The sequence below is a fragment of the Ralstonia pickettii genome, from assembly GCF_000607165.1.
Taxonomy (GTDB): Bacteria; Pseudomonadota; Gammaproteobacteria; order Burkholderiales; family Burkholderiaceae; genus Ralstonia; species Ralstonia holmesii.
This window is the reverse complement of the sequence record NZ_JFZG01000003.1, coordinates 92,139-117,441: the sequence shown is the minus strand read 5'-3', so window position 1 is coordinate 117,441 and position 25,303 is coordinate 92,139. Positions and strand designations below refer to the sequence as shown.

The following is a 25,303-nucleotide window of genomic DNA, read 5'->3' as shown; positions in this document are numbered from 1 at the left end:
TCGCCCTCCCATCCCGCATCCGCATGATTTTTGAACAAGCCCTGCGACGCGAGCTGTCATTCACCGCCGGCGCCGTCTTCCTCGTGCTGCTGACGTTCATGCTGACCACCCTGGTGATCCGCATTCTCGGCATGGCCGCCAACGGCGAAGCGAACCCGAACGACGTCCTGCTCCTCATCGGCCTGGCAACGCTAGGCTACCTGGCGATTCTCCTGTGCGCCACGCTCTTCATCTCGGTATTGCTGGTGCTGACGCGCTGGTACAAGGATTCCGAGATGGTGGTGTGGTTCACCTCGGGCATCAGCCTGACGGATTTCATCCGCCCCGTGCTGCGTTTCTCGCTGCCGTTCATCGTGCTGGTGGCGCTGCTGGCGCTGTTCGGCTGGCCGTGGGCCAATCAGCAGAGTGCGCTGTTCCGAGATCGCTTCGAGCAGCGCGATGTGCTGTCGATGATCTCAGCCGGCCGCTTCATCGAGCCCGCGCACGGCAGCTACGTCCTCTTTATCGAGGGCGTCGATAACGGCATGAAGCACGCCCGTAACCTGTTCGTCGCCAATGCCGAGCAGGACAAGATCGGCGTGGCGATGGCCAAGACCGGCGAATTCAAGACCATGCCCAACGGCGACCGCTTTGTCGTACTCGACAAGGGCCGCCGCTATGAAGGCACGCCCGGCAAGCTCGACTACCGCATCGTCGAATTCGACAAATACGGCGTGAAAGTCGCCAACAAGCCGCCGCAAGCAGATGCCAGCCTGCCAACCAAGAGCCGCTCCACGAAGGATCTGCTCGCCAACCCGACGCCCGAGAACCTCGGTGAACTGGTCTGGCGGATCGGCCTGCCGCTGCTGGCGTTGAACTTCGTGCTGATTGCGATTCCGCTGGCCTACGTCAACCCGCGCCTGGGCCGCTACACACCGATGATCTTTGCGGTGTTGATCTACCTGACGTATTCGAACCTGCTGAACCTGTCGCAGGCGTGGGTCTCGCAGGGCAAGATGAACGTGTTCATGGCTTGGTGGCCGATCCACCTCGCTGCCTTCATCTGCGCGGTGCTGCTGTTCCGCTTCCGCCACTACAGCGCGGCCGGCCTGAAGGGGATTTCCGCCCTGCTCGGCTTCGCACCCAAGAAGGCGGGTGCGTGATGAAGATGCCGGTCTATGAGAAGTACTTCGCGCGTCAGATCTACGGCGTGTTCGTCTTCATCCTGTTTGCGGTGCTGGCACTGTTTATCTTCTTCGACATGCTGGGCGAACTGGGCTCGGTGGTCGGACGCTATACCACGCTCGTCGCGTTCTTCCACGTGATGCTGCAGGCGCCGACGCGTGTGTACGAAGTGATTCCGGTGGCGGCGCTCATCAGCGCCATCTATGTGTTCTCGCAGATGGCGAGCCAGTCGGAGTTCACGATTTTTCGCGTGGCAGGGCTTGATACGCGGCGTGCGCTGATGTCGTTGTTCAAGATTGCGCTGCCGCTGGCGCTTGTCACGTACATCTTCGGTGAATTCATCGGGCCGAAAGCGGAAGAGTACGCACAGAAGGTACGGCTGGAAGCGCTGGGCGCGACGGTGTCGGCCGGCTTCCGCTCGGGCGTGTGGGTCAAGGATCGCGGCCCCGCCAAGCCCGACGGCACGGGTGGCGAAGTCACCCGCTTTGTCAACGTCGGCGCGCTGCAGCCGGACCAATCCATCAAAGGCCTGCGCATCTATGAATTCGATTCGGACTACCGCCTGAGTTCGATCCGCGTGGCGGAGCAGGCGCGCTACCAGGGCCACCAGAACTGGCAACTGAACGGCGTGACGGAAACGCGCTTCATTGAGTTCCCGCGCAAGCCCGGCACAGTGGCCCCGCAGGACACCGTGCAGGCGGTGCCCGGCGCACCCGATGCGCTGGCGCCCGACTTCCGCGGCGAGCAGATCAAACTGCCGCAGCAGGAGATGCGCTCTGAGCTCACGCCGCAGATTCTGTCGGTGCTGATGGTCACCCCCGACCGCATGGCTACGCTGGACCTCTTCCAGTACATCCGCCACCTGCGCGACAACAAGCAGGACACGCAGCGCTACGAGATCGCGCTGTGGAAGAAGGTGGTCTATCCGTTCACTGTGCTGGTGATGATGGCGCTGGCCCTGCCTTTTGCGTATCTGCATGCACGTGCCGGGGCAGTCGGCCTGAAGGTGTTCGGCGGCATCATGCTGGGGTTGTCATTCCAACTGGTGAACAACCTCTTCTCGCACGTCGGCCTGCTGAATACGTGGCCGGCCATCTTTACGGCCATCGTGCCGGGCGCGCTGTATCTGGCACTGGCGCTGGTCAGCCTGCGCTGGGTGGAGCGCCACTGATGGCTGACCGGGCGCTTGTCCTCTTTGCACACGGCGCGCGCGATGCCCGCTGGCGTGAACCGTTCGACCGCCTGCGCGCGTGTTTGGCTACGCAGCAGCCCGACGTCGACACGCGCCTAGCCTTTCTCGAACTGATGGCGCCCGATCTGCCGGGCACCATCGATGATCTGGCCGCAAATGGCACGCGGAGTGTCACCATCGTGCCGGTGTTCTTTGGCCAGGGCGGCCACTTGCGGCGCGATCTGCCTGCACTGGTCGCGCAATGCGCGCAGGCTCATCCCTCCCTCTCCATCCGTTGCGCCGATGCCGTTGGCGAAGACGACGCCGTGCTCGACGCCATCGCGGGTTACTGCGTCCGCCAACTCGGCTAAGCCAGACGTCGCCTCACTGCGGTTCTGCCATGCGCATGAAGCGCGCGTGCACGTTGTTTTCGACGTGAAAGCCATGCGCGTCGAACTCCACCAGCTCCAGTGTCAGCCCGAGATGACGGCGCGCAAACACGTCGGCCAGATGCGCGCGCATGGCGGTGAACATCGCCGCGCAGATCGACCCCGTCACAGCTTTGCGCCGGCCCGCCTTGATGCGGAAGGTCACGTGGATGAAGGCGTCGTCTTCCGCGCCGTCGGCCATGCGGTACTGGTCAAGGCGCAGCGCGCGCGTACGGATGCCGCCGGTGGGAAACACATCCGCGTAGCCGATCAGCACATCGTTGAGCACGCGCATCAGCTCAGGAATGCGCGCATCGGCCTCGACATTGGCGGTGTATTCGATGATGACGTGCGGCATGGCACAGATCTCCCCCCGGAGAATGGAATATCTCAAAGCATCTCATGCCCGGCAGCTTTATCGCTGCACCGGGCAGTTTTGATTGCTTGAACAGGGGAGAGAGAAAGCGCCGGCGCGCTGAGCGCAGCTCAGGCGGCCAGGCTATGGGGATGCATGTCGAGCGCCAGTTCGGGCGCTGCCGCCGATGCCCGCGCGGCAAACGCGTCACCGATCATCAGCAGGCTCGGATGCTCTGGGTTGATCCACTCCGCTGCGGCGCCATCGGCCATCTGCTGAAGGGTGAAGCATGCCGAGCGCTGCTCGGGCGTTGTTGCGGCCTCGACCACCCAAGCGGGTGTCGACGGTGCGCGGCCACGGGCGATCAGGTCCGCAGCGATGGAGGCAGCTTGATCCCGGCCCATGTAGTAGACGAGCGAATCGGCCTGCGCAACGGGTTCCGGCACGACGCCTTCGGGTTGCGGCGTGTCGGGATCAGCAGCCTTGGCTTGCGTAACAAACGCGACGCTGCGCGCGACACCGCGCTTGGTCAACGGCTGACGGATCGCAGAGGCGGCTGCCAGCGCTGCCGTAATGCCCGGAACGATTTCGTAGTCGATGCCGGCTTGCTCGAGCGCCTGCAGCTCCTCGTCAGCACGGCCGAACAGCATCGGATCGCCGCCCTTCAGGCGCACGACGCGCTGATATTTGGTGGCCAGATCGACGAGTTGGCGATTGATGAAGCGCTGCGCGGTCGAACGCTTTCCGCAGCGTTTGCCGACTGCAATCAGCACAGCCTGCGGGCAGTACTGGAAGACCTCCGGCGAGACCAGTGCGTCATGCAGCACGACTTCGGCTTCGCCCAACAATCGTGCACCGCGCACCGTGATGAGGTCCGCGGCGCCGGGGCCCGCACCAATCAGGCTCACGCGGCCGAGTATTTTGGGGGTCTTCGCTTCCATTGCCTAGGTTCCTTTGCTTTTTCCTGCGGGGCGCAGCTTACCGCGCCCCATCCACGTTAGGAAAACGCACGGATCATGCCAGCTGCCACCGTATGGTGCGTGGCTTCGTCCACCAGGATGAACGCGCCGGTGGCCGGGTTGTCGCCATACGCATCGCAGACGATCGGCTTCTGCAGGCTGATGTTGACCGTACCGATATCGTTGAGTGCGATCTGCTTGCGGCCGGTTTCGTGCGACAGCGTATGCACGTCCAGCACGCGCTCCACATCCGACACACGTGCGAACACGGTGGCCGTAGTGTGCTTGAGCACGTACTTGCGGGCCGGGTTCAGCTCATGCGCGTCAAACCAGCAGAGGTCGGCATGCAGCTTCTTGGCTGCGTTGGCGGCAGTCGTCGGAGCAGCGACGATCGTGTCGCCGCGCGAGATGTCCACGTCATCGGCCAGGCGCACGGTGATGGTCTCGCCGGGGCCGGCAGAATCGGCTGCGCCATTGGGCGTCAGCACTTCGGCCACCGTGGTTTCGCGGTTGGCGGGCAGCACGCGCACGGCTTGGCCGACGCGCACCGTGCCGGCTTCCACACGGCCCATGTAGCCGCGAAAATCATCAGCCTGCGAGCCGTCCTGACGCGCCACGAGCTGCACGGGGAAGCGCAGCGCATCGTCGCCCGCCGGGGCGGTCTCTTCCACCTTCAGATCTTCCAGCAGCGCCAGCAGCGGCTCGCCCTGATACCAAGGCATGGCTTCGGACGCGTGCACGATGTTGTCGCCGCGCAGGGCCGACACCGGCACGTAGCGCACATCGCGCAAGCCCAGTTGCGTGGCCAGTGCATCGTAGGCGGTACGGATTTCGTTGAAGCGCGCTTCGCTGTAGTCGACCAGATCCATCTTGTTGATGGCCACGATCACGTGTTGCAGTTCCAGCAGCTTCACGATGGCCGAATGGCGCTTGGTCTGGGCCAGCAGCTCCGTCTTGCCGTCAACGGTCGTCACACGCGTGGCATCGATCAGGATGATGGCGGCGTGCGCGGTCGAGGCGCCGGTCACCATGTTGCGCGTGTACTGCTCGTGGCCCGGCGTATCCGCAATGATGAACTTGCGGCGCGCGGTCGAGAAATAGCGGTACGCCACGTCGATGGTGATGCCCTGCTCGCGCTCGGCTTCCAGGCCGTCGGTGAGCAGAGAAAAGTCGATCTGCTCGCCGGCGGTACGCTTGTTCTTGGCGTTGGCCAGCGCTTGCAGTTGGTCGGTCAGCACGGCCTTGCTGTCGTACAGCAGGCGACCGATCAGCGTGCTCTTGCCGTCGTCAACGGAACCGGCGGTGATGAAGCGCAGCAGGCCTTGGTGCGATGCAGGATGCGTCGCTGGGTGCGTCGAATTCGTCGTCATGATCAGAAATACCCTTCCTTCTTGCGCTTTTCCATCGAGGCTTCGCTCGTCTGGTCGTCCATGCGCGTGGCGCCGCGTTCGGTGATTTCGGTAACGGCCGTCTCGGCGATGATCTCGGCCGGCGTGGCGGCGGTGCTCGCCACCGGGCACGTGCAGCTGATGTCGCCCACGGTGCGGAAGCGCACCGACAGCACTTCGCTCACGTCGCCATCGGCCTTGGGCGTGATCGGCGTGACGGGCACCAGCAGGCCGTTCTTGCGCACGACTTCACGTTGATGCGCGTAGTAGATCGGCGGCAGGGCGAGGTTCTCGCGGGCGATGTACTGCCACACGTCGAGTTCCGTCCAGTTGGAGATCGGGAACACGCGCATCTGCTCGCCCTGTGCCATGCGGGCGTTGTACACGCTCCAGAGTTCCGGGCGCTGGGCCTTCGGATCCCACTGGCCGAACTCGTCGCGGAACGAGAAGATCCGCTCCTTCGCGCGGGCCTTTTCTTCATCGCGGCGGGCGCCACCCATCAGGGCGTCGAAGCCGTGCGATTCGATCGTTTCCAGCAGCGTGACGGCCTGTGCGGCGTTGCGCGAGTCGGTTTCCTTGCGCAGGCGCACCGTGCCGCGCTTGATGGAATCTTCCACATGGCCGACCACCAGGCGTGCACCCAGCTTGGCAACCTGCTCGTCACGGAAGGCGATCACTTCCGGGTAGTTGTGACCCGTGTCGATGTGCACCAGCGGGAACGGCAGATCGATCTTGCGATCGCCCAGGCGGAACGCCTTGAGCGCCAGGTGCAGCATGACGATCGAATCCTTGCCGCCCGAGAACAGCAGCGCCGGGTTGCGGCACTCGGCCACCACCTCACGGATGATGTAGATCGACTCGGCTTCCAGCCAGTCGAGGTGTTCGTTCTGCACAGGCGTCAGGGCCGTGCCGGGGATCTCGCTCATCACTCCCATGATTCTTCCTTAGCTCTCGCTCAATTCTGTTGCGACAGGTTCGTCGACGAATTTGTCACCGCATTTGCCGCATGCAGACCGCATTCCTTGCTGTCGCGCGATTCCCACCACCAGCGGCCGGCGCGTACGTCTTCACCGGCACGCACCGCGCGCGTGCAAGGCTCGCAGCCGATGCTTGGATAGCCTTTGTCGTGCAGCGCGTTGGTCGGCACGTTGTGTTGTTCGAGGTAAGCCCAGACTTCTGCCTCGGACCAGTCGAACAGCGGGTTGTACTTGGCGATGCCGCGCGCGTCGTCGTCTTCGGCAAACGGCAGGTCGGCACGGGTGACGGCCTGCTCGCGGCGCTGGCCCGTGAGCCACGCGTCGGCGTCTTTCAGTGCCCGGTTCAGCGGCACCACCTTGCGGATGTTGCAGCAGGCTTTGCGCAGTTCAATGCTGTCGTAAAACGCGTTGAGGCCATGGTCGCGCACGTAGGCTTCCACTGCGCGGGCGTCCGGTGCGTATTGCTCGATCGCATAACCGTAGTGCGCGCGAATGCGGTCGAGCATCGCCAGCGTTTCGGCGTGCAGGCGGCCGGTCTGCAGCGTGAAGATCGGCAGGTGCGCCCGCACGGCCTCGGGGCTGCGCAGGATCGCATCGGTCACGACCATGTCTTCGGCAGCCAGGCTGGTGGCGAACTTTGCCACGCCGTGCTTGGCGGCAATCTCGGCCAGGCGCTCGAACAGCGCGGCTTCCTTCGCGGCCAGGGCTTCAGCCGTGCCGGTGTAGACGGGGCGCGTCCACAGCACCGGGCGCCCGATTGCGGACACCGGCACTTCGGACACGGCGATGTCTTGGGTGTCGCTCATGCTGCATTTGCCTCGGTTGTGCGCTCGCGGCGGAACAGCGGACGCGGCTCGTCGATGGCGCCTTGGTAGCGCACGCTGATCTCGCCAAAGCCGTTCAGCGCATCGTCGATGTTCTTGTCCGCACGCACAGCGTAGGCATCGAAGCCGCAGCGGCGCATGAAGTCGAGCTGATCGCGCAGCACGTCGCCAATGGCGCGCAACTCACGCGTAAAGCCCAGGCGCTGGCGCAGCAGGAACGCGGTGCTGTAGCCACGGCCATCGCGGAAGACCGGGAAATCCACGGCCACCAGCGACAGGTTCGGCAGGTCAGCCTCCAGCGCAAACGGCTCGTCGTCGGGAGCGAGCCAGACGGCCAGCGTGCCAGCGCGGGCGCGGCCGAGCAGCGCGTCGCGGTTGGCTTGCCAATAGGCCAGCGGCACGATGGCGTGCGCAGTGGCATCCACATCGGCTTGCGTGAGTTCGCCGCCTTCCGGTGCGCGCAGCACGGTCCATTCGTCAGCCACGATTTGCGGGGCACCGTTTTGCAGCTTGATGATCTTGCTCATATTCGTTTCCCTCGGCGTTCAGGCTTCTTCACGGGCGTAGACGCGTTCCTTGAACGGGGCCATGCCGATACGGTGATAGGTGTCGATGAACAGCTCGTCTTCCGTGCGGTTGGCGACGAAAGTGTCGATGATGCGTTCGATCACATCGGGCATTTCTTCGGCCTTGAACGACGGACCGATGATCTTGCCGATCGCCGAATCGTTGCCCTGCGCGCCGCCCAACGACACCTGGTACCACTCTTCTTCGTGCTTATCGACACCCAGGATGCCGATGTTGCCGACGTGGTGGTGCCCGCACGAGTTGATGCAACCCGAGATGTTGAGCGACAGCTCGCCCAGGTCGTACACGTAGTCGAGGTTGTCGAAACGCGCCTGAATCGCTTGCGCGATGGGAATCGACTTGGCGTTCGCCAGCGAGCAGAAATCGCCGCCCGGGCACGCAATGATGTCGGTCAGCAGGCCGATGTTGGCGGTCGCCATGCCGTGCTCTTTGGCCAGTTGCCACAGCGCGAACAGATCGTGTTTCTTCACGTCCGGCAGGATCAGGTTCTGCTCGTGCGCGACACGCAGCTCGCCAAAGCCAAAGCGCTCGGACCAATCCGCCACCAGCGCCATCTGCTCGGCCGTCGCGTCGCCCGGAGGCAACGCCGCGCCCGGCTTGAGCGACAGCGTGACTGCGGCGTAGCCTGGCACGCGGTGCGGATGCACATTGCGGCTCACCCAGCGGGCGAACGCCTTGTTCTCCAGCAGCGCCTTTTCATAGGTGGCATCGGTGTCGGCCAGCTTTTCATACGCCGGCGGCGCGAAGAACTGCGCCACGCGGTCGAATTCGGCCTGCGTGATGGTCGACGGACCGTCCTTGATGTGCTGCCACTCTTCTTCCACCTGGCGGGCGAATTGTTCCGCGCCGATGGCCTTCACGAGAATCTTGATGCGCGCCTTGTACTTGTTGTCGCGACGGCCGTAGCGGTTGTACACACGCACGGCGGCCTCGATGTACGACAGCATGTGCTGCCACGGCAGGTCTTCCTTGATGATCGCGCCCAGGATCGGCGTGCGCCCCATGCCGCCGCCGGCCAGGATGCGAAGCAGCGTCTGGCCGTCCTTCTCATAGGCGTAGACGCCGATGTCGTGCAGTTGCGTCACGGCGCGGTCTTCGCGCGAGGCCGACACGGCAATCTTGAACTTGCGCGGCAGGAACGCGAATTCGGGGATGAACGTCGACCATTGGCGCAGGATTTCCGCCAGCGGGCGCGCGTCGACCACCTCGTCCGGTGCCACGCCAGCAAACTGGTCGGTCGTGATGTTGCGGATGCAGTTGCCCGAGGTCTGGATGGCGTGCATTTCCACCGAGGCCAGCTTGGCCAGGATGTCGGGCACCTGCTCCAGCTCGATCCAGTTGTACTGGATGTTCTGGCGCGTGCTGAAGTGGCCGTAGCCGCGATCGTGCTCGGCGGCGATGTGGCTGAGCATGCGCAGTTGCTTGGCGCGCAGGTGGCCATACGGAATCGCCACGCGCAGCATGTAGGCGTGGCGCTGGTAGTACAGGCCGTTCTGCAGACGCAGCGGCAGAAACTCTTCTTCCGTCAGTTCGCCCGAGATACGGCGGCGCACCTGATCGCGGAACTGCTCTACGCGGTCGGCGACGAGGCGGTGATCGTAAGCGTCGTATTGGTACATGACTGTTCAGTCCGATCCGGCTGGGCCGGCGTGCGATTCAATTGGGGGAAAGCGTTTCGTTATGGCGCTGCTGCCAGCTCAGCGACAGCAGCCGCAATCAAGCAGGGCCGGCATGAGGTCACGCATCACGACACCAGCTTGATGGCCGTGATCGTCAGCGTGGCGGCAAGCGCGCCGCGCACCAGACGTTCCGGCAGATTCTTGGACAGGCGCGCACCCAGCCAGATACCCGGGATGGAGCCCACCAGCAGTGACACCAGCAGGTTCCAGTCGATCGTGCCCAGGTACATGTGGCCCAGGCCCGCCACGGCGGTCAGCGGCACGGCATAGGCGATGTCGGTGCCGGCCACTTCGGCGCTCTTCAATTCGGGATACAGGATCAGGATGAGCGTCGCGCCCACGGCACCTGCGCCAATGGACGACACCGTCACCAGCACGCCCAGCACCACGCCGACGATGACCGTGGCCACGGCCAGCGCCGTGCCCTGCAGACGATAACGCGGGTTGGCCGCCAGCCAGCCCAATACGCGCTGACGGAACAGCAGCGAAATCACCGTCAGGATGACCGACGCGCCGATCGTCACGCGAATCACGTGCATCCACTCCGCATCCAGGTTGCCGGCGGTCTTCAGCACGATCACCGTCACCAGCGCTGCGGGCAGACTGCCCATGCAGAGGCGCTTGACGATGTCCCAGCGAATATGACCGTGGCTGCGATGTGCGATCGTGCCGACGCCCTTGGTGAGCGACGCAAATGCCAAATCCGTGCCGACAGCGGTCGCCGGCGAAAAGCCGAACATCAGCGTCAGCAGCGGAGTCATCAGCGAGCCGCCGCCAACGCCCGTCAGGCCGACCAACAGGCCGACCAGCAAACCGGAAACCGTATAGGCGAGCGTCATGGCGCGGGAGACAGTGAGGGCGTGTTATCACGAAGTTCGAGCATCGTAATGAACTGGCCTCATATCCCAAACCAATAAAAAATTGTTTGTTTATATGGCGTCGGTTATAAGTAGCGTTCAGTTCGCACCCGTTCTTCTTTATCGACCGCGCAGCCATGAACCTTCACCAATTTCGCTTCGTGCGCGAAGCCGTGCGGCAGAAATTCAACCTGACAGAGGCCGCAAAAGCGCTCTATACATCACAGCCAGGCGTTTCGAAGGCCATCATTGAGCTGGAAGAGGAGCTGGGCGTCGATATCTTCACCCGGCACGGCAAGCGCATCCGGGGTCTCACGGAGCCGGGTCGGCGCATCCTGGCCTCGGTCGAGCGCGTGCTGGAAGAAGTCGAAACCCTCAAGCGCGTCGGCAAGGACTACGCCGCGCAGGATCAGGGCAACTTCACCATCGCCACCACGCATACGCAGGCGCGCTACGCGCTGCCCAAGGCGATTGCCGAGTTCACGCGCAAATACCCCAAGGTGCGCCTTTCCATTCAGCAGGGCACCCCCGCGCAGATTGCCGAGATGGTGCTGCACGACCAGGCCGACCTTGCCATTGCCACCGAAGGCATGTCGCACGTGAAGGATCTGATCTCGATCCCGGGCTACCAGTGGCAGCATGTGGTGGTGACGCCGCCTGATCACCCGCTTCTGTCTCGCCAGCACCTGACGCTGGAAGACCTGAAGGGTTACCCGATCGTCACGTACGACCAGCACTTTGCCGGCCGGCCCAAGATCGACCACGCCTTCGAGCTACGCCAGATCAAGCCCGATATCGTGCTGGAGGCCATCGACGCAGACGTCATCAAGACCTACGTGGAAGTGGGGCTTGGCGTGGGCATCGTGGCCGGCGTGGCGTTTGACGCCGAGCGCGACCGCAACCTGCGCGCGATTCCGGCCGGACACCTGTTCGGCACCAACGTCACGCACCTGGGCGTCAAACAAGGCGCGTACTTGCGCGGCTTCGTCTACACCTTCATCGAACTGTTTGCGCCAACGCTGACGCGCAAGCTGGTCGAGCAACTCATGTCCGGCGATCACGAAGCGTACGAGCTCTGATTCGCCTGCAATTGCAATTGCCGAACTTCCCGGAGATTTCATGACGACCCGACGTCGCCTGCTTTGCGGCATGGCGCTCCTTGCCAGCGCTGCCGCCATCGCCCTGCCCGCCCAAGCCGACATCCGCGTGGGTGTGGTGCTGTCGACCACCGGCCCCGCTGCGGCCATCGGCATCCCGAGCAAGAACACCGTGCAGATGTGGCCGGCGACCATCGGCGGTCAGCGCGCGCAGGTCATCATTCTGGACGACGCATCTGACCCCTCGATGGCGGTGCGCGATGTGCGCAAGCTGATCGCCGAAGACAAGGTGGATGTGATCGTCGGTCCGACGATCGTGCCGACGGCGCTGGCCTCGCTCGATGCCGTGGCCGAAGGTCAGACGCCGATGATCACGCTGGCCGCCTCCGCTTCCATCGTGGAGCCGCAGGACGCCAAGCGCCACTGGGCGTTCAAGATGCCGCAGAACGATTCGCAGATGGCCACGCTCGTCACGCAGCACATGGCGGACAGCGGCGTGCATACCGTCGGTTTTATCGGCTTTACCGATGCGTATGGCGAAAGCTGGTGGCGTGAATTCTCGAAGCTGGCCGAGGTGCGCAAGCTGCGCGTGGTGGCCAACGAGCGCTTTGCGCGCACAGATACCAGCGTGACCGGCCAGATTCTCAAGTTGATGGCCTCCAAGCCCGACGCCATCCTGATTGCCGGGGCCGGCACCCCGGCCGCGTTGCCCCAACGCACGCTGGTGGAGCGCGGCTACAAGGGCCGCATCTATCAGACGCACGGGATCGCCAGCACGGAATTCCTGAAGGTGGGCGGCAAGGACGTCGAAGGCACCCTCTTCCCGACCGGCCCCGTGGTGGTGGCGCGCGAGCTGCCAGCCAGCCATCCGGTACGCAAGGTGGCAGTTGAGTTTGCCGAGCGCTATGAAGCCAAGTATGGCCCCAACACCGTCACGCAATTTGCGGGCGACGCCTGGGGCGCGTGGCAGTTGCTCGACAACGCCACGGCCCGCGCGCTCAAGACCGGCGCCAAGCCTGGCACGCCCGCTTTCCGCGCCGCCCTGCGCGACGCGCTGGAAACCACGCGCGATCTGACTGTGCCCAACGGCGTGCTGAACCTGAATGCCCAGGATCACCAAGGCTTCGACCAACGCTCGCGCGTGATGGGCATCATCAAGAACGGCCGCTTTGCTTACGCTGGCCCGCGCTAATCAAACACGCACAGATCTGCCATGACACGTATCGCCTTCATCGGCCTCGGCAACATGGGCACGCCGATGGTCCAGCACCTCATTGCCGCCGGACACACCATGCGCGCCTATGTGCGCCGTCCGGAGGCAGCGGACAACGCCCGCGCCATCGGCGCCGAGCCTTGCAGCACCCCCGCCGAGGCTGCACGCGACGCCGAAGTCATTTTCACCAACGTCACCTCCACGGCCGATGTGGAAGGCGTGCTGCTGGGGCCGGACGGCGTCGTCCATGGCGCACCGCGCGGCGCGGTGTGCATTGATCACAGCACGATCTCGGCCGTGGCCACGCGCCGCATGGCCGCCGAATTGGAAGCGGCGGGCCTGGAGTTCCTGGATGCGCCAGTCTCCGGCGGCACCGCAGGCGCGCAAAAAGCCACGCTATCGATCATGGTGGGCGGCAAGACCGAGGTGCTGGAACGCGTGCGCCCGCTGCTGCAACTGCTGGGCACCACCATCACGCACGTCGGCGACCACGGCGCCGGCCAGGTCGCCAAGGCCTGCAACCAGATCGTGCAGGTCATCAACATCCAGGGCATTGCCGAGGCCATGCTGTTTGCACGCGCCCAGGGCACCGACCCGTCGCGCGTGCTGGCTGCCATCGGCCCGGGCTTTGCGGGCAGCCGCATGCTCGACATGATGGGCCCGAAGATGGCCGAGCGTAACTTTGCCGCCGGCATCGAAGCACGCCTGCACGACAAGGATTTCGGCCTCGTGCGCGAGATCGCCCAGGAACTCGGCCTGCAGATGCCGGCGATGGAGCTGGTGGCTTCGCAGCTCAATACGCTGGTCGCCAATGGCTGGGGGTATGACGATACGGCATCGCTGCTGCGCGTGCTGGAGCAGCAGAACAATCAGCAGGCGGATTGAGCATTGCCCGGCCGCCTTGTTCGGATGGCCGAACTTCTGGCATAATTGCCGGCTCATCAGCACCTGCCCGAGTGGTGAAATTGGTAGACGCAGGGGACTCAAAATCCCCCGCCGCAAGGCGTGCCGGTTCGATTCCGGCCTCGGGCACCAGAATTCAAGCCGCTTCTGTTCACGCAGAAGCGGCTTTTTCATTGGCCATTCGCCAACCCAATTGCAGCCGGCAACACGCCCCGCCTGGCGTGGGATAATGCGGGTTTTGCCCCGGGCGCGGCTCAAGAGGTTGATCGCACGGGCATGAGGGCCTGTATCCGCGTGGCCCGCTCCCCATTTCGAACCTTCTTCAGTACCCACAATGCCCGCATACCGTTCCAAAACCTCCACCGCCGGCCGCAACATGGCGGGGGCACGCTCGCTCTGGCGCGCCACCGGCATGAAAGATGAAGACTTCCAGAAGCCGATCATCGCGGTGGTCAACTCGTTCACCCAGTTCGTGCCCGGCCACGTGCACCTGAAAGACCTGGGCCAGCTCGTCGCGCGCGAGATCGAAGCCGCGGGCGGCGTCGCCAAGGAATTCAACACGATTGCCGTCGATGACGGCATCGCCATGGGCCACGACGGCATGCTGTATTCGCTGCCCAGCCGCGACATCATTGCCGACTCGGTCGAATACATGGTCAACGCGCACTGCGCCGACGCCATGGTGTGCATCTCGAACTGCGACAAGATCACCCCGGGCATGCTGATGGCCGCCATGCGCCTGAACATTCCGGTGATCTTCGTCTCGGGCGGCCCGATGGAAGCGGGCAAGACGCGCCTGGCCAACCCCGTCACCAAGGCCATCGAGATCAAGAAGCTCGACCTGATTGACGCGATGGTGATCGCGGCCGACAGCAAGTATTCCGATGAGGAAGTGGCGGAAGTCGAGCGCTCGGCTTGCCCGACCTGCGGTTCGTGCTCGGGCATGTTCACGGCCAACTCGATGAACTGCCTGACCGAAGCCCTGGGCCTGTCGCTGCCGGGCAACGGCACCGTGGTCGCCACGCACGCAGACCGCGAACAGCTCTTCAAGCGCGCCGGCCGCCGCATCGTTGAACTGGCCCGCCAATACTACGAACAGGAAGACGAGCGCGTGCTGCCGCGCTCGGTCGGCTTCAAGGCATTTGAAAATGCGATGACGCTGGACATCGCGATGGGCGGCTCGACCAACACGATCCTTCACCTGCTGGCGATTGCACAGGAAGCCGAAATCGACTTCACGATGACGGATATCGACCGCCTTTCGCGCGTCGTGCCGCAGCTGTGCAAGGTCGCACCGAACACGAACAAGTACCACATCGAAGACGTGCACCGCGCAGGCGGCATCATGGCCATCCTGGGTGAACTGGACCGTGCCGGCAAGCTGCACACCGATGCACCAACCGTGCACGCGCCCACGATGAAGGATGCGCTGGACCAGTGGGACATCGTCCGCACGTCGGACGAAGCCGTGCAGACGTTCTACCGTGCCGGCCCGGCCGGTATCCCGACGCAGGTCGCGTTCAGCCAGAACACGCGCTGGCCGAGCCTGGACCTGGACCGCGCCGAGGGCTGCATCCGCTCGAACGAGCATGCGTTCTCGAAGGAAGGCGGCCTGGCCGTGCTAAGGGGCAACATCGCGCTGGACGGCTGCGTGGTGAAGACCGCTGGCGTGGATGAAAGCATCCTCGTGTTCGAAGGCACGGCACACGTGACGGAATCGCAGGACGAAGCGGTCGAGAACATCCTCGCCGACAAGGTCAAGGCTGGCGACGTGGTGGTCGTGCGCTACGAAGGCCCGAAGGGCGGCCCCGGCATGCAGGAGATGCTGTACCCGACGAGCTACATCAAGTCCAAGGGCCTGGGCAAAGCCTGTGCCCTGCTGACGGACGGCCGCTTCTCGGGCGGCACGTCGGGCCTGTCGATCGGCCACTGCTCGCCGGAAGCGGCGGCAGGCGGCGCGATTGGGCTGGTGCGTAACGGCGACAAGATCCGCATCGACATCCCCAACCGCACGATCAACGTGCTGGTGTCGGACGAAGAACTTGCACGCCGCCGCGAAGAGCAGAACGCCAAGGGCTGGAAGCCCGCGCAGCCGCGTCCGCGCAAGGTATCGGCCGCGCTCAAGGCCTACGCAAAACTGGTCATGTCGGCGGACAAGGGCGCCGTGCGCGACCTGTCGCAACTGGACGACTGATGCGCGACGGGCCATGCGCCCGAGTGATGCAAAAAAGCCGCTCTTCGGAGCGGCTTTTCTATTGCGCCGGCTGCGCAACGTTCAATCCCACTGCGACGCAAGCCCATCGGGTGACACCTCGCGGCCGTTGCGCTCAAGCGCGGCAATCTGCGCCATGTCGTCGGCAGTCAGTTGCAGTGTTTGCGCACGCAGGTTGCTCGCCAGGTTCTCCCGCTTGGTCGACGATGGGATCACCGAATAGCCGAGCTGCATCGCCCAGGCCAGCGCAACTTGCGCCGGCGTTGCCTCATGCCGCTGTGCAATCGCGCCGATCACCGGATCGCCCAACACCTTGCCGTAAGCAAGCGTCATGTACGACGTGACGTGGATGCCCTCGCGCTGTAGGAAATCGACGAGCTTGCGGTTCTGCAGATACGGGCTCAGCTCGATCTGGTTGGTGGCGATGGCGTCTTTGCCAACCACCGCAATCGCCTGTTGCGTCAGGGCGATGTTGAAATTCGAGACGCCGATCTCGCGCGTCAAACCCCGGGCCTTGGCATCGGCCAGCGCGCTCATGAATTCTTCGAGCGACACGCCGTTGTTAGGCGCGGGCCAGTGGATCAGCGTGAGGTCGACGTAGTCGGTGCGCAGCTTGGTGAGGCTGTCTTCGAGGCTCGCCGCGAGCTTGCCCCGGGCGTAGTTGTCGACCCAGATCTTGGTGGTCAGGAACAGGTCTTCGCGGCACGCGCCGGAGCCGGCAATTGCCTCGCCCACCTCCGCTTCATTGCCATAGATTTGCGCAGTGTCGATTGCGCGGTAGCCGAGTTCGAGGCCGTTGCGAACCGAATCGATGACAACCTGGCCCTTCAGGCGAAACGTGCCGAGGCCGAAGGCGGGAATCTTGTTCATCTTGTGCTCCAAAGGGAAACCGGATCAGGGGTTCATGGCCAGGCGCGTCCGACGCTGAACAACGTGCAGACCAACCAGCGCGAGACCTGCCGCCGCAATCACTGCGCCGACAATCGGCACGGCCGCATAGCCCAGGCCTGCAGAGATGGCCGCGCCGCCCGCTGCCGCGCCGAGCGCGTTGCCGAGGTTGAACGCGCCCACGTTGACCGACGATGCAAGCCCCGGCGCCTCAGCTGCGGCACGCATCACGCGCATCTGCAGCGGCGGCACGACCGCGAAGGTGGCAATGCCCCATACCAGCAGCGCGGCGGCCGCACCCGCGTGCGTCTTGGCGAGTACAGGGAAGGCGAGCATCGTCACGATCAGCAGCAACAGAAAGCCGATCAGGCTGCCGTCGAGCGAGCGATCGGCCAGGCGGCCGCCGGCGATGTTGCCAATCGAAAAACCGATGCCGATCAGCACCAGCATCGCCGTCACGAACGCTGGCGAGGCGCCGGTCAGTTCGGCGAGCGTCGGGGCGACGTACGTGTAGAGCGTGAACATCGCGCCCGCACCGAGCACCGTAGTGGCAAGCGCGCCCAGCACAACGGGACGCGTCAGCACGGCGAGTTCGGCACGCAGGTTGGGCATCTTGCCGGCATCGCCCTTCGGCAGCGCGGCGAACAGGCCCGCGATTGCGATCAGGCCCAGGCTGGCCGTGGCGGCAAACGACATGCGCCAGCCGATCATCTGTCCAAGCCACGTCGCGGCCGGCACACCGCCGACGTTGGCGATCGTCAGGCCCATGAACATCGTGGCCACGGCGCTGGCCTGCTTCTCGCGCGGCACGAGGCTGGCGGCAACGACCGAACCCAGCCCGAAGAACGCGCCGTGGTTGAGGCTGGTGACGAGCCGCGCGAGCAGCAGGGTCGTGTAATCCGGCGCAACGGCTGACAGCAGGTTGCCGATGGTGAAGATGCTCATCAGCGCGATCAGCGCCTTACGCCGTGGCCAGCGTGCGAGCACCAACGTCATGATCGGCGCACCGACCATCACGCCGATCGCGTAGGCGCTGATCAGCATGCCGGCCTGCGGAATCGATACATGCACGCCGTCGGCAATGACAGGCAGCAAGCCCATCGGCGAGAACTCGGTGGTGCCGATACCGAAGGCACCTGCGGCAAGCGCGAGCAGCGGCAGCGTTGCGCTGCTGCGTGTGGTCTCGGCGGAAGTGGGGGTGGGGTTCATGCGGTGTACTCCAAAGCAGAGGAATGGAAAGCGGGCAGGACCTCTGCCGCGATTTCCGCAAACGTTTCGGCAAGCGGGCGACGATTCCGGCGGAAATGCAGCCCGATATGCTGAACACCCGCCTCGCGCATCGCTGCCAGCTCTTCGGACAGTGCGATGCGCCCGGCGCGTGCGCCAAAGCGATGGCGTTGCAGCGGCTCGTGCGGGTCATCCGTCAGATCGAGGTGGATGAAGCTCACGTAGGGCTTGTCGCCCGCAACGGCACGCCATGCGGCGGCGCGTTGCGCGTGGTCGGCCGGCGTGCCCGGATAGGCAAGGCAACCGTCCATGTGTGTGCCGATCCAGGTCGGCGTCTGTTGCGCGAGGCCGGCCACCAGCAGCGGAAGCGACGGGCGCATGGCCGGCAGAATCTCTATGCCGGCGGGCAAGCTGCCGCGCGCGCCGTCACGCAAAAGCGCGATCTGGTCACGGAAGCTTTCCCCGCGCGATTCGAAGTCGCGGCCGAACAACGGATATTCGACGGGCCGGTCTCCGCTCGCCACGCCGAGCAACAGACGACCGCCGCTCAACTCCTGGATGCTTGCGGCCGATTTGAGCGTCAGCAGCGGCTCGCGCAGCGGCAGAACAACGGCGGCGGTGCCGAGCAGAATGTTGCGCGTGATGCCGGCTAGGTAGCCCAGATACGAGAACGCTTCGAACACCTGCGCAGCATCGCCGAATGCGGGGTCGTACACCGGCACATCGCGCACCCACAGGGCACGAAAGCCGAGCGAATCCGCGAGTTGCGCGAGGGCTGCGTGGTGTTCGATATCGGGCACACCGTGGCGGCGCCCATCGCGCAGCCGCTTGGCATCGCCAGCGGGGGACCAATCGTTGTCGAGTGGCAACTCGATGCCGATGGTGAAGCCGCCGTGAGTCAGTTTGTCGAGTGTGGGAGGCATGGTTGTGATCGGGTCAAAAGGCGCTAACGGCGAAGCGTTCGCTATCAACGCAATGAGCATGGACCGCAGTGTGCGTGCGCCACCTTTGCAGAAAAACCCGCCCGTCGACGAAACAGTCTTGATTGGCAATCAACAATCCGTGCAACTCAGAACGCACTCCAGGTTGGCAATACAGCAACATGGCAGGCCTCTCCAAATATGTCACACTGTGATATATTCCAGCCCGAACCTTTTGATTCCGCCATGTCCACCCGCGCCCGACCTCTGTCCAAGCAGGATTTCGAGAGCCTCTCCGATTTCCGCTACCACCTGCGCCGCTTCCTGCGCGCCTCTGAAGATCTGATCCACGCCAAGGGCATCACGCCGCTGCAGTATCAGTTGCTGCTGCACGTGAAAGGCTATGCCGGGCGCGAATGGGCCACCGTCGGCGAACTGGCCGAGCGCCTGCAGGCCGCGCCGCATGGCACGGCGGCACTCATCACACGCTGCGAAGAAGCGGGCCTGGTCGAACGCCGCCAAAGCGACACCGACGCACGCCAGGTGGAAGTGCATCTCTCCAGGAAGGGTGACCAACTTGTTGCGCTGCTGGCCGGGCTGCACCAGAGCGAGCTGTCAACCTTCAGCCGCGCTTTCAAGATCCCCCACCTCGATCACCCCGCCGAACCATCCGCCGAGCAGTAACGTCATGCAAACCCTTGAACACCAACAGCATCGGCGCGACTTTGCGACCGACACCACGCTGTTCCGCACCACTGCGCTGGCGGTTGTCATCGCTGCGTTTGCCACGTTGGCAGCCGTGGTGCTGCTCAACCTGATCCGCTTCTTCACCAACCTGTTCTTTTTCCAGACGCTGTCGCTGGCGGATCGCTCGCCGGCCACCAACACGCTCGGCGCCTGGGTGATTGCGGTACCGCTCATCGGCGGGCTGATCGTCGGGCTGATGGCGCGCTTCGGCTCGGAGAAGATTCGTGGCCACGGCATTCCCGAGGCCATCGAAGCCATCCTGTTCGGCAAGAGCAAGATGTCCCCGAAGGTGGCGGTGCTCAAGCCGCTGTCCTCGGGCATCGTGATCGGCAGCGGCGGCCCGTTTGGCGCGGAAGGCCCGATCATCATGACGGGCGGCGCGATCGGCTCGCTGTTCGCGCAGTTCTTCAAGCTGACGGCCGCCGAGCGCAAGACGCTGCTGGTGGCCGGTGCTACGGCGGGCATGACGGCCGTGTTCGGCACGCCGGTGGCCGCGCTGCTGCTGGCGGTGGAACTGCTGCTGTTCGAATGGCGCCCGCGCAGCATGCTGCCCGTGGCGGTGGCGTGCGCGGTGGCGGGCTTCCTGCGTGTACTGGTGCTGGAACCTGGCCCTCTCTTCCCGCTGGAAACCGCACCGGCGACGCTACCAGCGCTGGGCTCGTGCGTGGTCGCCGGGTTGCTGTGCGGCGCGCTGGCACGCTCGCTCTCGATGGCGCTGTACAAAACTGAAGACCTGTTCGGCCGCCTGCCGATCCACTGGATGTGGTGGCCGGCCATCGGTGGCCTGGTGGTTGGCATTGGCGGTTATTTCGAGCCGCGTGCGCTCGGGGTCGGCTACGACGTCATCGGCGATTTGCTGCACAACCATCTCGCCATCCGCGTGGCGCTGGCGCTGCTGGTGGTCAAGGCCGTCATCTGGGTGATCGCGCTGGGTTCCGGCACGTCCGGCGGTGTGCTTGCTCCGCTGCTGATGATGGGCGCCGGCTTGGGGGTGCTGATCGGGCCCGTGCTGCCGGGGGGTGACCCGGGCTTGTGGCCGCTGGTGTGCATGGCGGCCATGCTGGCCGGTGTGCTGGGCGCCCCGCTCACGGCCATCGTCTTCGCCTTCGGGCTTACCCACGATGTGAACGCGCTGCTGCCGATTCTGCTGGCGGTGGCGGTGTCCTACGGCTTTGTCGTGCTGACCATGCCGCGTTCGATCATGACCGAGAAGATCGCACGCCGCGGCTTCCACATCTATCGCGAATACGCCGTCGACCCGCTCGAGCGTCACGCCGTGGATGAGGTGATGACGCGTTCGGTGCAGACCATCGACGCACAGGCCACGCTGGCCGATACGCTCGCCAACCGCTTTGGGGCCAAGCAGGCACACCGCGCGTTTCCGGTGGTGCGAGGTGGCCCGAATGGCGCGTTGGTCGGCATGCTCGACCGCGATGCCCTGCTGGCGGGCCAGAAGCGCGGCGCCATCACCGTTGCCGAATTGTTCGGTGCGAATGCCCCCGTGATGGCATTGCCCGGCGAGACCTGCCGCATCGTCGCCACGCGCCTGGCAGTGCATGGGCTGGAGCGGCTGCCGGTGGTGGCCGATTCGCAATCGCGCGCGCTGGTGGGCATTGTCTCGCGCAGCGATCTGGTCAAACCCTCGCTGGCGTTCTTTGATGAGGAACAGCGCCGCGAGCGCTTCCGCCGTGTGCCGCTGTCGGGCACGCGCACGCAGCTCGAACTACGCCGCCGCCGCGCTGGACGCGCCGCGCGCTAGTCGCCAGTTTCAGCCGGCCACGTGCCGGTTGCGACCGCTTTCCTTGGCGCGATACAGCGCCAGGTCGGCGCGCTTGAGCATCTCCGACGCGGTATCGCCCGGCCGGCAGACCGTCATGCCCATGCTGACGGTCATCGACAGCCCGGTCGGGAAACTCTCGTCCGTCTCTGCCACCGCAGTACGCAGGCGCTCCGCCACCTCAGTGGCCGTTTCCAGTGTGGTGCGGCCCATCACCATGGCGAATTCCTCGCCGCCCAAACGCCCGACCAGATCACTACTGCGCAGCACGCTCGTCGCAAGCGACGCAAAGCGCTGCAGCGCCATGTCGCCCACTGCGTGGCCCCATGTGTCATTGATGCGCTTGAAGTGATCCAGATCGGCCAGCACCAGCACGAGCGGTTCGGCGCGGTTGTGGGCTCGCGCGAGCACCGTGTCGAACAGCGCCAGGAAGCGACGCCGCGTCAGCACACCCGTGAGATGGTCGAAATGCGCCTCGTTGGCGAGCGCGCTATTGGTGCGTTGCAGCCGCTGGTTCAAATGGCGCGTTACACGGTGATGCTGCCGCTCGCGCACCAAAGACCACGCCACCAGCACGAACGTCACCAGCACGCTCACGAACAACACGAAGCCGATCGCGCGGTTGCGCGCATGGTTGGCAAGCTGCTGGCCCCACGCAGGCAGCGGCTCGGCCACGACGATGGTGAGGTCCGCACTGGCACTGCGCGACACGGCGAGCGAAGGCATCGCACTGCCCTCACGCCAGGACAGCGTGTCGCGCACCTCGGCCGGCACCCAGCGGGGCACATCGTGATGCGCCTTGGCAGTGGGCTGATAGGGCCACGGCTCGAAGTCGACACGCTGGTAGGCGTTGTACCGGTCGCTGGCACGCATGCGCTGCAGGCGCGCATCCGGCAGGATCTTGCCCACCAGCGACGCGTCGGTCGACAGAATGATCAATCCGTTTGGATCGGTCACCAACGATGTCGGGTGCGACACCCAGTGCTGCAGCCTCGCAAGGCTTACCTTGGTGCCCATCGCCGCGACCAGGTACCCACCAGCGTCATACACCGGTGCAGCGAAGAACAGGCCCGGCACGCCCGTCACCCGGCCCACCGTGAATTGCTCGCCCAGGCCGCCCAGCATCGCCTCCTTCATGTACGGCTGCATGCTCGACTGCACGCCGACGAACGAATCGGCATGACCGGCGTTATTGGCCAGCACCACGTAATTGTGTTGGTTGACGACCCAGACGTAGTCGAGCCCGAGATTGCCGGCGGTCGCGTTCAGGAATGCATCGATGTCGACCACTTCCGGGTGCGACGTCGCCTCTTCAGCACGCGAGCCCTGATCCATCAGGTTCCAGCGCCGGGTGTCGACGCGCGCCACGGCACGCGGGATGGCATCGATCTGCGCGAGCGTCTGCGGCAGCGCGCGCAGCAAGGCCACGTCGGCCGTGATCTGGTTCGACATCCCTTCCGCCACCTGCGCAGCCAGCTGGCGCCGCGCATCGACCATCTGCTGCATGTCGCGCGCGCTCATCGAATCCGCCACGAAGCAGGCGGCAAACCATGAGACGCCTACGCCCACCACCGCCGCCGACAGCCAAAGCGCCAACCGCGCAAGGCGCAGCCGGGCGCCGTGCGACGACGTTGCAGGTGCGGGCGCAGGCGCCTTCATGTCAGGCCTCGCTGCTCAGGAAATCCGCCACCGTCGGGTAGCGCAGCGCCACGCGCAACTCGCGCGCTAGCCGCGTGTTGCGAAGCCGGCGCGATTCGCTCATGAACGACAGCAGTGCCGGCTCGATCTGCTGGGCGGCCTCGGCCCGCGAAATGCGCGGTGGCCGCTGCAAGCCGCGCGCGTCGGCCACGGCGTCAAAGTAATCGCCCATGCGCAGCTCCGATGCATCGCTGGCATGCACCACGCGCTGCGGTTTCCCCCGGAACAGCGCGGCAATGAGGGCGCGCGCAAGGTCGTCGGCGTGGATGTGGTTGGTGTAGACATCGTCTTCCGGGCGCAAGGCGGGCGTGCCGCGTTCGAGCCGCGCGACAGGCAGCCGGTCGGCTGCATAGATGCCTGGAATGCGCAAAATCGACGTGCGCCAGCCGCCGCCCGCACCGAACCAGCGCACGCGGCGCTCGGCAGCGACACGGCGTTGGGCACGCGCCGTGGTTGGCTTCACCGGGCGGGATTCGTCGACCCAGGCGCCGCCCGCATCGCCGTAGACGCCACTGGTGCTGGCATACACGAACGCGCGCGCTTGGAGGTGAGTTTTCAAGCGGCCAGTGAGGCCACCCGACCTGCGCGCCCGCTCGGGTAAAATGCGATGTTTTGTGGCCCGGGAAACCGGAGCCGGCTGCGTCAGCGCGTGCAGTAGCGCGGCGGTACGCGGATCATCGTTGCCGGCAGCGGGCGGCGGTGCCAGATGCAGCACGCGGAGGCTTAAACCTCGCAGGCGGCGCAGCGACGCGGGATCGTCCAGATTGGCGACAATCGGCACGGCGCCGGCTTCGCGCAACGAAGCGCGACCTTCGGGGCGTGAGGTGACGGCAAAGACGCGAAAACGCGTGCGGAGCATCGCCAGGCAGCGTTGTCCGACATCGCCGCAACCGACGATCAACACGCGGGGAAGGCCCAAGCGTAGTGAAGATTTGGATGGCCGAGCGACTGACTGATTCACCATCGGACGTGCTGCCGGATTGACCACCATTGCATGCCCAGACGGGCGACCAGACACTCTTTTCAACATATTCGGATTGTAGTATGGCTTACCAGATCAACGTGCTGCCCAGCGGCCGCCAATTCCAGGCCGAAGACGGCGAGACCATCCTTGCAGCGGCGCTGCGCCAGGGCATCGGCCTGCCATACGGCTGCAAAAACGGCGCGTGCGGTTCGTGCAAGGGCCACGTGCGTGAGGGCTCCATCGTCCAGGGCAACCACTCGCCCAACGCGCTGTCCGCCCAGGAAGCCACCGAAGGCCGTGCGCTGTTCTGCTGCGCCACGCCCGCCACTGACGTCACGATTGAAGTGCGCGAAGTGCATGGCGCCGGCGACGTACCCATCAAGAAGATTCCGTGCCGCGTCGCGTCGCTGGAAAAGGCCGCGCCGGACGTCACCATCGTCAAGCTGCAACTGCCTGCCACCGAGCGTATGCAATTTCTGGCCGGACAGTACGTGGAATTCCTCCTGCGCGACGGCAAGCGCCGCAGCTACTCGATCGCCAACCCGCCCCACGACGAAGGCCCGATCGAGCTGCACATCCGCCACATGCCGGGCGGCGCATTTACCGACTACGTGTTCGGCGCCAAAGAAGGCGCCCCGGCCATGAAGGAGCGTGACATCCTGCGCTTCGAGGGCCCGCTGGGCAGCTTCTTCCTGCGTGAAGAATCCGACAAGCCGATCATCCTGCTGGCCTCGGGCACCGGTTTCGCGCCCATCAAGGCGATCATCGAGCACGCCCAGTTCATCGGCAGCACACGCCCGATGACGTTGTACTGGGGCGGCCGTCGCCCACAAGACCTGTACATGCACGCCAAGGCTGAAGAATGGGCGCGCACGCTGCCGAACTTCACCTACGTGCCGGTCGTCTCCAACGCCTTGCCAGAAGACGCGTGGACAGGCCGCACCGGCTTCGTTCACCAAGCTGTGATGGCCGATCACCCTGACCTGTCAGGCCACGAGGTCTACGCCTGCGGCGCGCCGGTGGTGATCAACTCGGCCCGCACGGATTTCGCCGCCCAGTGCCGGATGCACCCGGACGCGTTCTTCGCCGATTCCTTCACCTCGGAGGCAGACCTCCACCCGGCCGGCTGACGTTGCACAAATCCAAAGAAGGTCAAAATTTCGTTTTGACTTGACTTGGCATCCGTCTTATTCTTGCGCCTTATGAACCGAGCCCTGCACCTCCGACGCCGCCGTACGTTGCTCCCTCCGGGAAGCCACGCGGCTGT

23 protein-coding genes and 1 tRNA gene are annotated in these 25,303 nt (G+C 64.8%); 11 read left to right on the top strand and 13 right to left on the bottom strand.

Features of this window, described 5'->3' with window-relative positions:
- Window positions 1-23: 23 nt before the first annotated feature.
- Genes lptF through BG83_RS0101240 form a run of 3 tightly spaced genes read left to right on the top strand, consistent with a single transcriptional unit; the run spans window position 24 to window position 2,706 of the window.
- The gene (gene lptF / locus BG83_RS0101250; protein ID WP_024975012.1) at window positions 24-1,142 is read left to right on the top strand and encodes an LPS export ABC transporter permease LptF; all 1,119 of its coding nucleotides are present in this window, start codon (window positions 24-26) and stop codon (window positions 1,140-1,142) included.
- Window positions 1,142-2,335 (top strand): LPS export ABC transporter permease LptG, encoded by a 1,194-nt coding sequence (gene lptG / locus BG83_RS0101245; RefSeq protein WP_024975011.1) that lies wholly within the window; start codon window positions 1,142-1,144, stop codon window positions 2,333-2,335. Before lptF ends, lptG begins: the two co-directional genes overlap by 1 nt.
- Complete coding sequence (locus BG83_RS0101240; protein ID WP_024975010.1) at window positions 2,335-2,706, top strand: sirohydrochlorin chelatase; 372 nt, start codon at window positions 2,335-2,337, stop codon at window positions 2,704-2,706. The genes lptG and BG83_RS0101240 overlap by 1 nt, the downstream gene beginning before the upstream one ends.
- A 13-nt stretch (window positions 2,707-2,719) precedes the next feature.
- Here the strand turns inward: BG83_RS0101240 and BG83_RS0101235 are convergent, their stop codons facing one another.
- The 8 genes from BG83_RS0101235 to BG83_RS0101200 form a co-directional block, all read right to left on the bottom strand.
- Window positions 2,720-3,121 (bottom strand): 5-carboxymethyl-2-hydroxymuconate Delta-isomerase, encoded by a 402-nt coding sequence (locus BG83_RS0101235; RefSeq protein ID WP_024975009.1) that lies wholly within the window; start codon window positions 3,119-3,121, stop codon window positions 2,720-2,722.
- A 128-nt stretch (window positions 3,122-3,249) separates the two neighbouring features.
- The gene (gene cobA, locus BG83_RS0101230; protein ID WP_024975008.1) at window positions 3,250-4,059 is read right to left on the bottom strand and encodes a uroporphyrinogen-III C-methyltransferase; all 810 of its coding nucleotides are present in this window, start codon (window positions 4,057-4,059) and stop codon (window positions 3,250-3,252) included.
- A 56-nt stretch (window positions 4,060-4,115) separates the two neighbouring features.
- A complete protein-coding gene (locus BG83_RS0101225) occupies window positions 4,116-5,447 on the bottom strand; it encodes a sulfate adenylyltransferase subunit 1 (protein ID WP_024975007.1) in 1,332 nt (443 codons plus the stop codon).
- 2 nt (window positions 5,448-5,449) lie between these two features.
- Window positions 5,450-6,400, bottom strand: a complete 951-nt coding sequence (gene cysD, locus BG83_RS0101220; protein WP_024975006.1) for a sulfate adenylyltransferase subunit CysD — start codon at window positions 6,398-6,400, stop codon at window positions 5,450-5,452.
- Between the two features lie 20 nt (window positions 6,401-6,420).
- A complete protein-coding gene (locus tag BG83_RS0101215; RefSeq protein WP_024975005.1) occupies window positions 6,421-7,248 on the bottom strand; it encodes a phosphoadenylyl-sulfate reductase in 828 nt (275 codons plus the stop codon).
- Window positions 7,245-7,793 carry a DUF934 domain-containing protein gene (locus BG83_RS0101210; RefSeq protein WP_024975004.1) on the bottom strand — a complete coding sequence of 183 codons (549 nt, stop codon included), beginning with the start codon at window positions 7,791-7,793 and terminating at the stop codon, window positions 7,245-7,247. The genes BG83_RS0101215 and BG83_RS0101210 overlap by 4 nt, the downstream gene beginning before the upstream one ends.
- A gap of 18 nt (window positions 7,794-7,811) precedes the next feature.
- Complete coding sequence (locus tag BG83_RS0101205; protein WP_024975003.1) at window positions 7,812-9,473, bottom strand: nitrite/sulfite reductase; 1,662 nt, start codon at window positions 9,471-9,473, stop codon at window positions 7,812-7,814.
- A 125-nt stretch (window positions 9,474-9,598) separates the two neighbouring features.
- The gene (locus BG83_RS0101200; RefSeq protein ID WP_024975002.1) at window positions 9,599-10,372 is read right to left on the bottom strand and encodes a sulfite exporter TauE/SafE family protein; all 774 of its coding nucleotides are present in this window, start codon (window positions 10,370-10,372) and stop codon (window positions 9,599-9,601) included.
- Window positions 10,373-10,527: 155 nt separating this feature from the next.
- Between BG83_RS0101200 and BG83_RS0101195 the strand changes: the two genes are divergently transcribed.
- From BG83_RS0101195 to ilvD, 5 genes are all read left to right on the top strand, one after another.
- A complete protein-coding gene (locus BG83_RS0101195) occupies window positions 10,528-11,469 on the top strand; it encodes a CysB family HTH-type transcriptional regulator (RefSeq protein ID WP_024975001.1) in 942 nt (313 codons plus the stop codon).
- 40 nt (window positions 11,470-11,509) lie between these two features.
- Window positions 11,510-12,679 (top strand): ABC transporter substrate-binding protein, encoded by a 1,170-nt coding sequence (locus BG83_RS0101190; protein ID WP_024975000.1) that lies wholly within the window; start codon window positions 11,510-11,512, stop codon window positions 12,677-12,679.
- A gap of 21 nt (window positions 12,680-12,700) precedes the next feature.
- A complete protein-coding gene (locus BG83_RS0101185; RefSeq protein WP_024974999.1) occupies window positions 12,701-13,585 on the top strand; it encodes an NAD(P)-dependent oxidoreductase in 885 nt (294 codons plus the stop codon).
- Window positions 13,586-13,650: 65 nt separating this feature from the next.
- A tRNA-Leu gene (locus tag BG83_RS0101180) sits at window positions 13,651-13,735 on the top strand.
- A gap of 202 nt (window positions 13,736-13,937) precedes the next feature.
- On the top strand, window positions 13,938-15,797 hold the full coding sequence (gene ilvD, locus BG83_RS0101175; protein ID WP_024974998.1) for a dihydroxy-acid dehydratase: 1,860 nt from the start codon (window positions 13,938-13,940) through the stop codon (window positions 15,795-15,797).
- Between the two features lie 81 nt (window positions 15,798-15,878).
- Here the strand turns inward: ilvD and dkgB are convergent, their stop codons facing one another.
- The 3 genes from dkgB to BG83_RS0101160 are packed head-to-tail and all read right to left on the bottom strand — an operon-like array spanning window position 15,879 to window position 18,853.
- Window positions 15,879-16,685, bottom strand: a complete 807-nt coding sequence (gene dkgB, locus BG83_RS0101170; RefSeq protein WP_024974997.1) for a 2,5-didehydrogluconate reductase DkgB — start codon at window positions 16,683-16,685, stop codon at window positions 15,879-15,881.
- Window positions 16,686-16,709: 24 nt separating this feature from the next.
- Entirely contained in the window at window positions 16,710-17,912 is a 1,203-nt protein-coding gene (locus BG83_RS0101165; protein ID WP_024974996.1) for an MFS transporter, read from the bottom strand.
- Window positions 17,909-18,853 (bottom strand): TIGR03571 family LLM class oxidoreductase, encoded by a 945-nt coding sequence (locus BG83_RS0101160; RefSeq protein WP_024974995.1) that lies wholly within the window; start codon window positions 18,851-18,853, stop codon window positions 17,909-17,911. Before BG83_RS0101160 ends, BG83_RS0101165 begins: the two co-directional genes overlap by 4 nt.
- Before the next feature lie 243 nt (window positions 18,854-19,096).
- Here BG83_RS0101160 and BG83_RS0101155 point away from each other — a divergent pair, with 243 nt between their 5' ends.
- Together BG83_RS0101155 and BG83_RS0101150 are read left to right on the top strand one after the other, a co-directional pair.
- Window positions 19,097-19,534 carry a MarR family winged helix-turn-helix transcriptional regulator gene (locus BG83_RS0101155; protein ID WP_024974994.1) on the top strand — a complete coding sequence of 146 codons (438 nt, stop codon included), beginning with the start codon at window positions 19,097-19,099 and terminating at the stop codon, window positions 19,532-19,534.
- Between the two features lie 4 nt (window positions 19,535-19,538).
- Entirely contained in the window at window positions 19,539-21,356 is a 1,818-nt protein-coding gene (locus tag BG83_RS0101150; protein WP_024974993.1) for a chloride channel protein, read from the top strand.
- A gap of 9 nt (window positions 21,357-21,365) precedes the next feature.
- Here the strand turns inward: BG83_RS0101150 and BG83_RS0101145 are convergent, their stop codons facing one another.
- A complete protein-coding gene (locus BG83_RS0101145) occupies window positions 21,366-23,033 on the bottom strand; it encodes a sensor domain-containing diguanylate cyclase (RefSeq protein ID WP_024974992.1) in 1,668 nt (555 codons plus the stop codon).
- 1 nt (window position 23,034) lies between these two features.
- Window positions 23,035-24,036: an NAD-dependent epimerase/dehydratase family protein gene (locus BG83_RS0101140; protein ID WP_024974991.1), complete on the bottom strand. Its 1,002-nt coding sequence runs from the start codon at window positions 24,034-24,036 to the stop codon at window positions 23,035-23,037.
- 80 nt (window positions 24,037-24,116) lie between these two features.
- Between BG83_RS0101140 and BG83_RS0101135 the strand changes: the two genes are divergently transcribed.
- Window positions 24,117-25,166, top strand: a complete 1,050-nt coding sequence (locus tag BG83_RS0101135) for a CDP-6-deoxy-delta-3,4-glucoseen reductase (RefSeq protein ID WP_024974990.1) — start codon at window positions 24,117-24,119, stop codon at window positions 25,164-25,166.
- Window positions 25,167-25,303 lie beyond the last annotated feature (137 nt).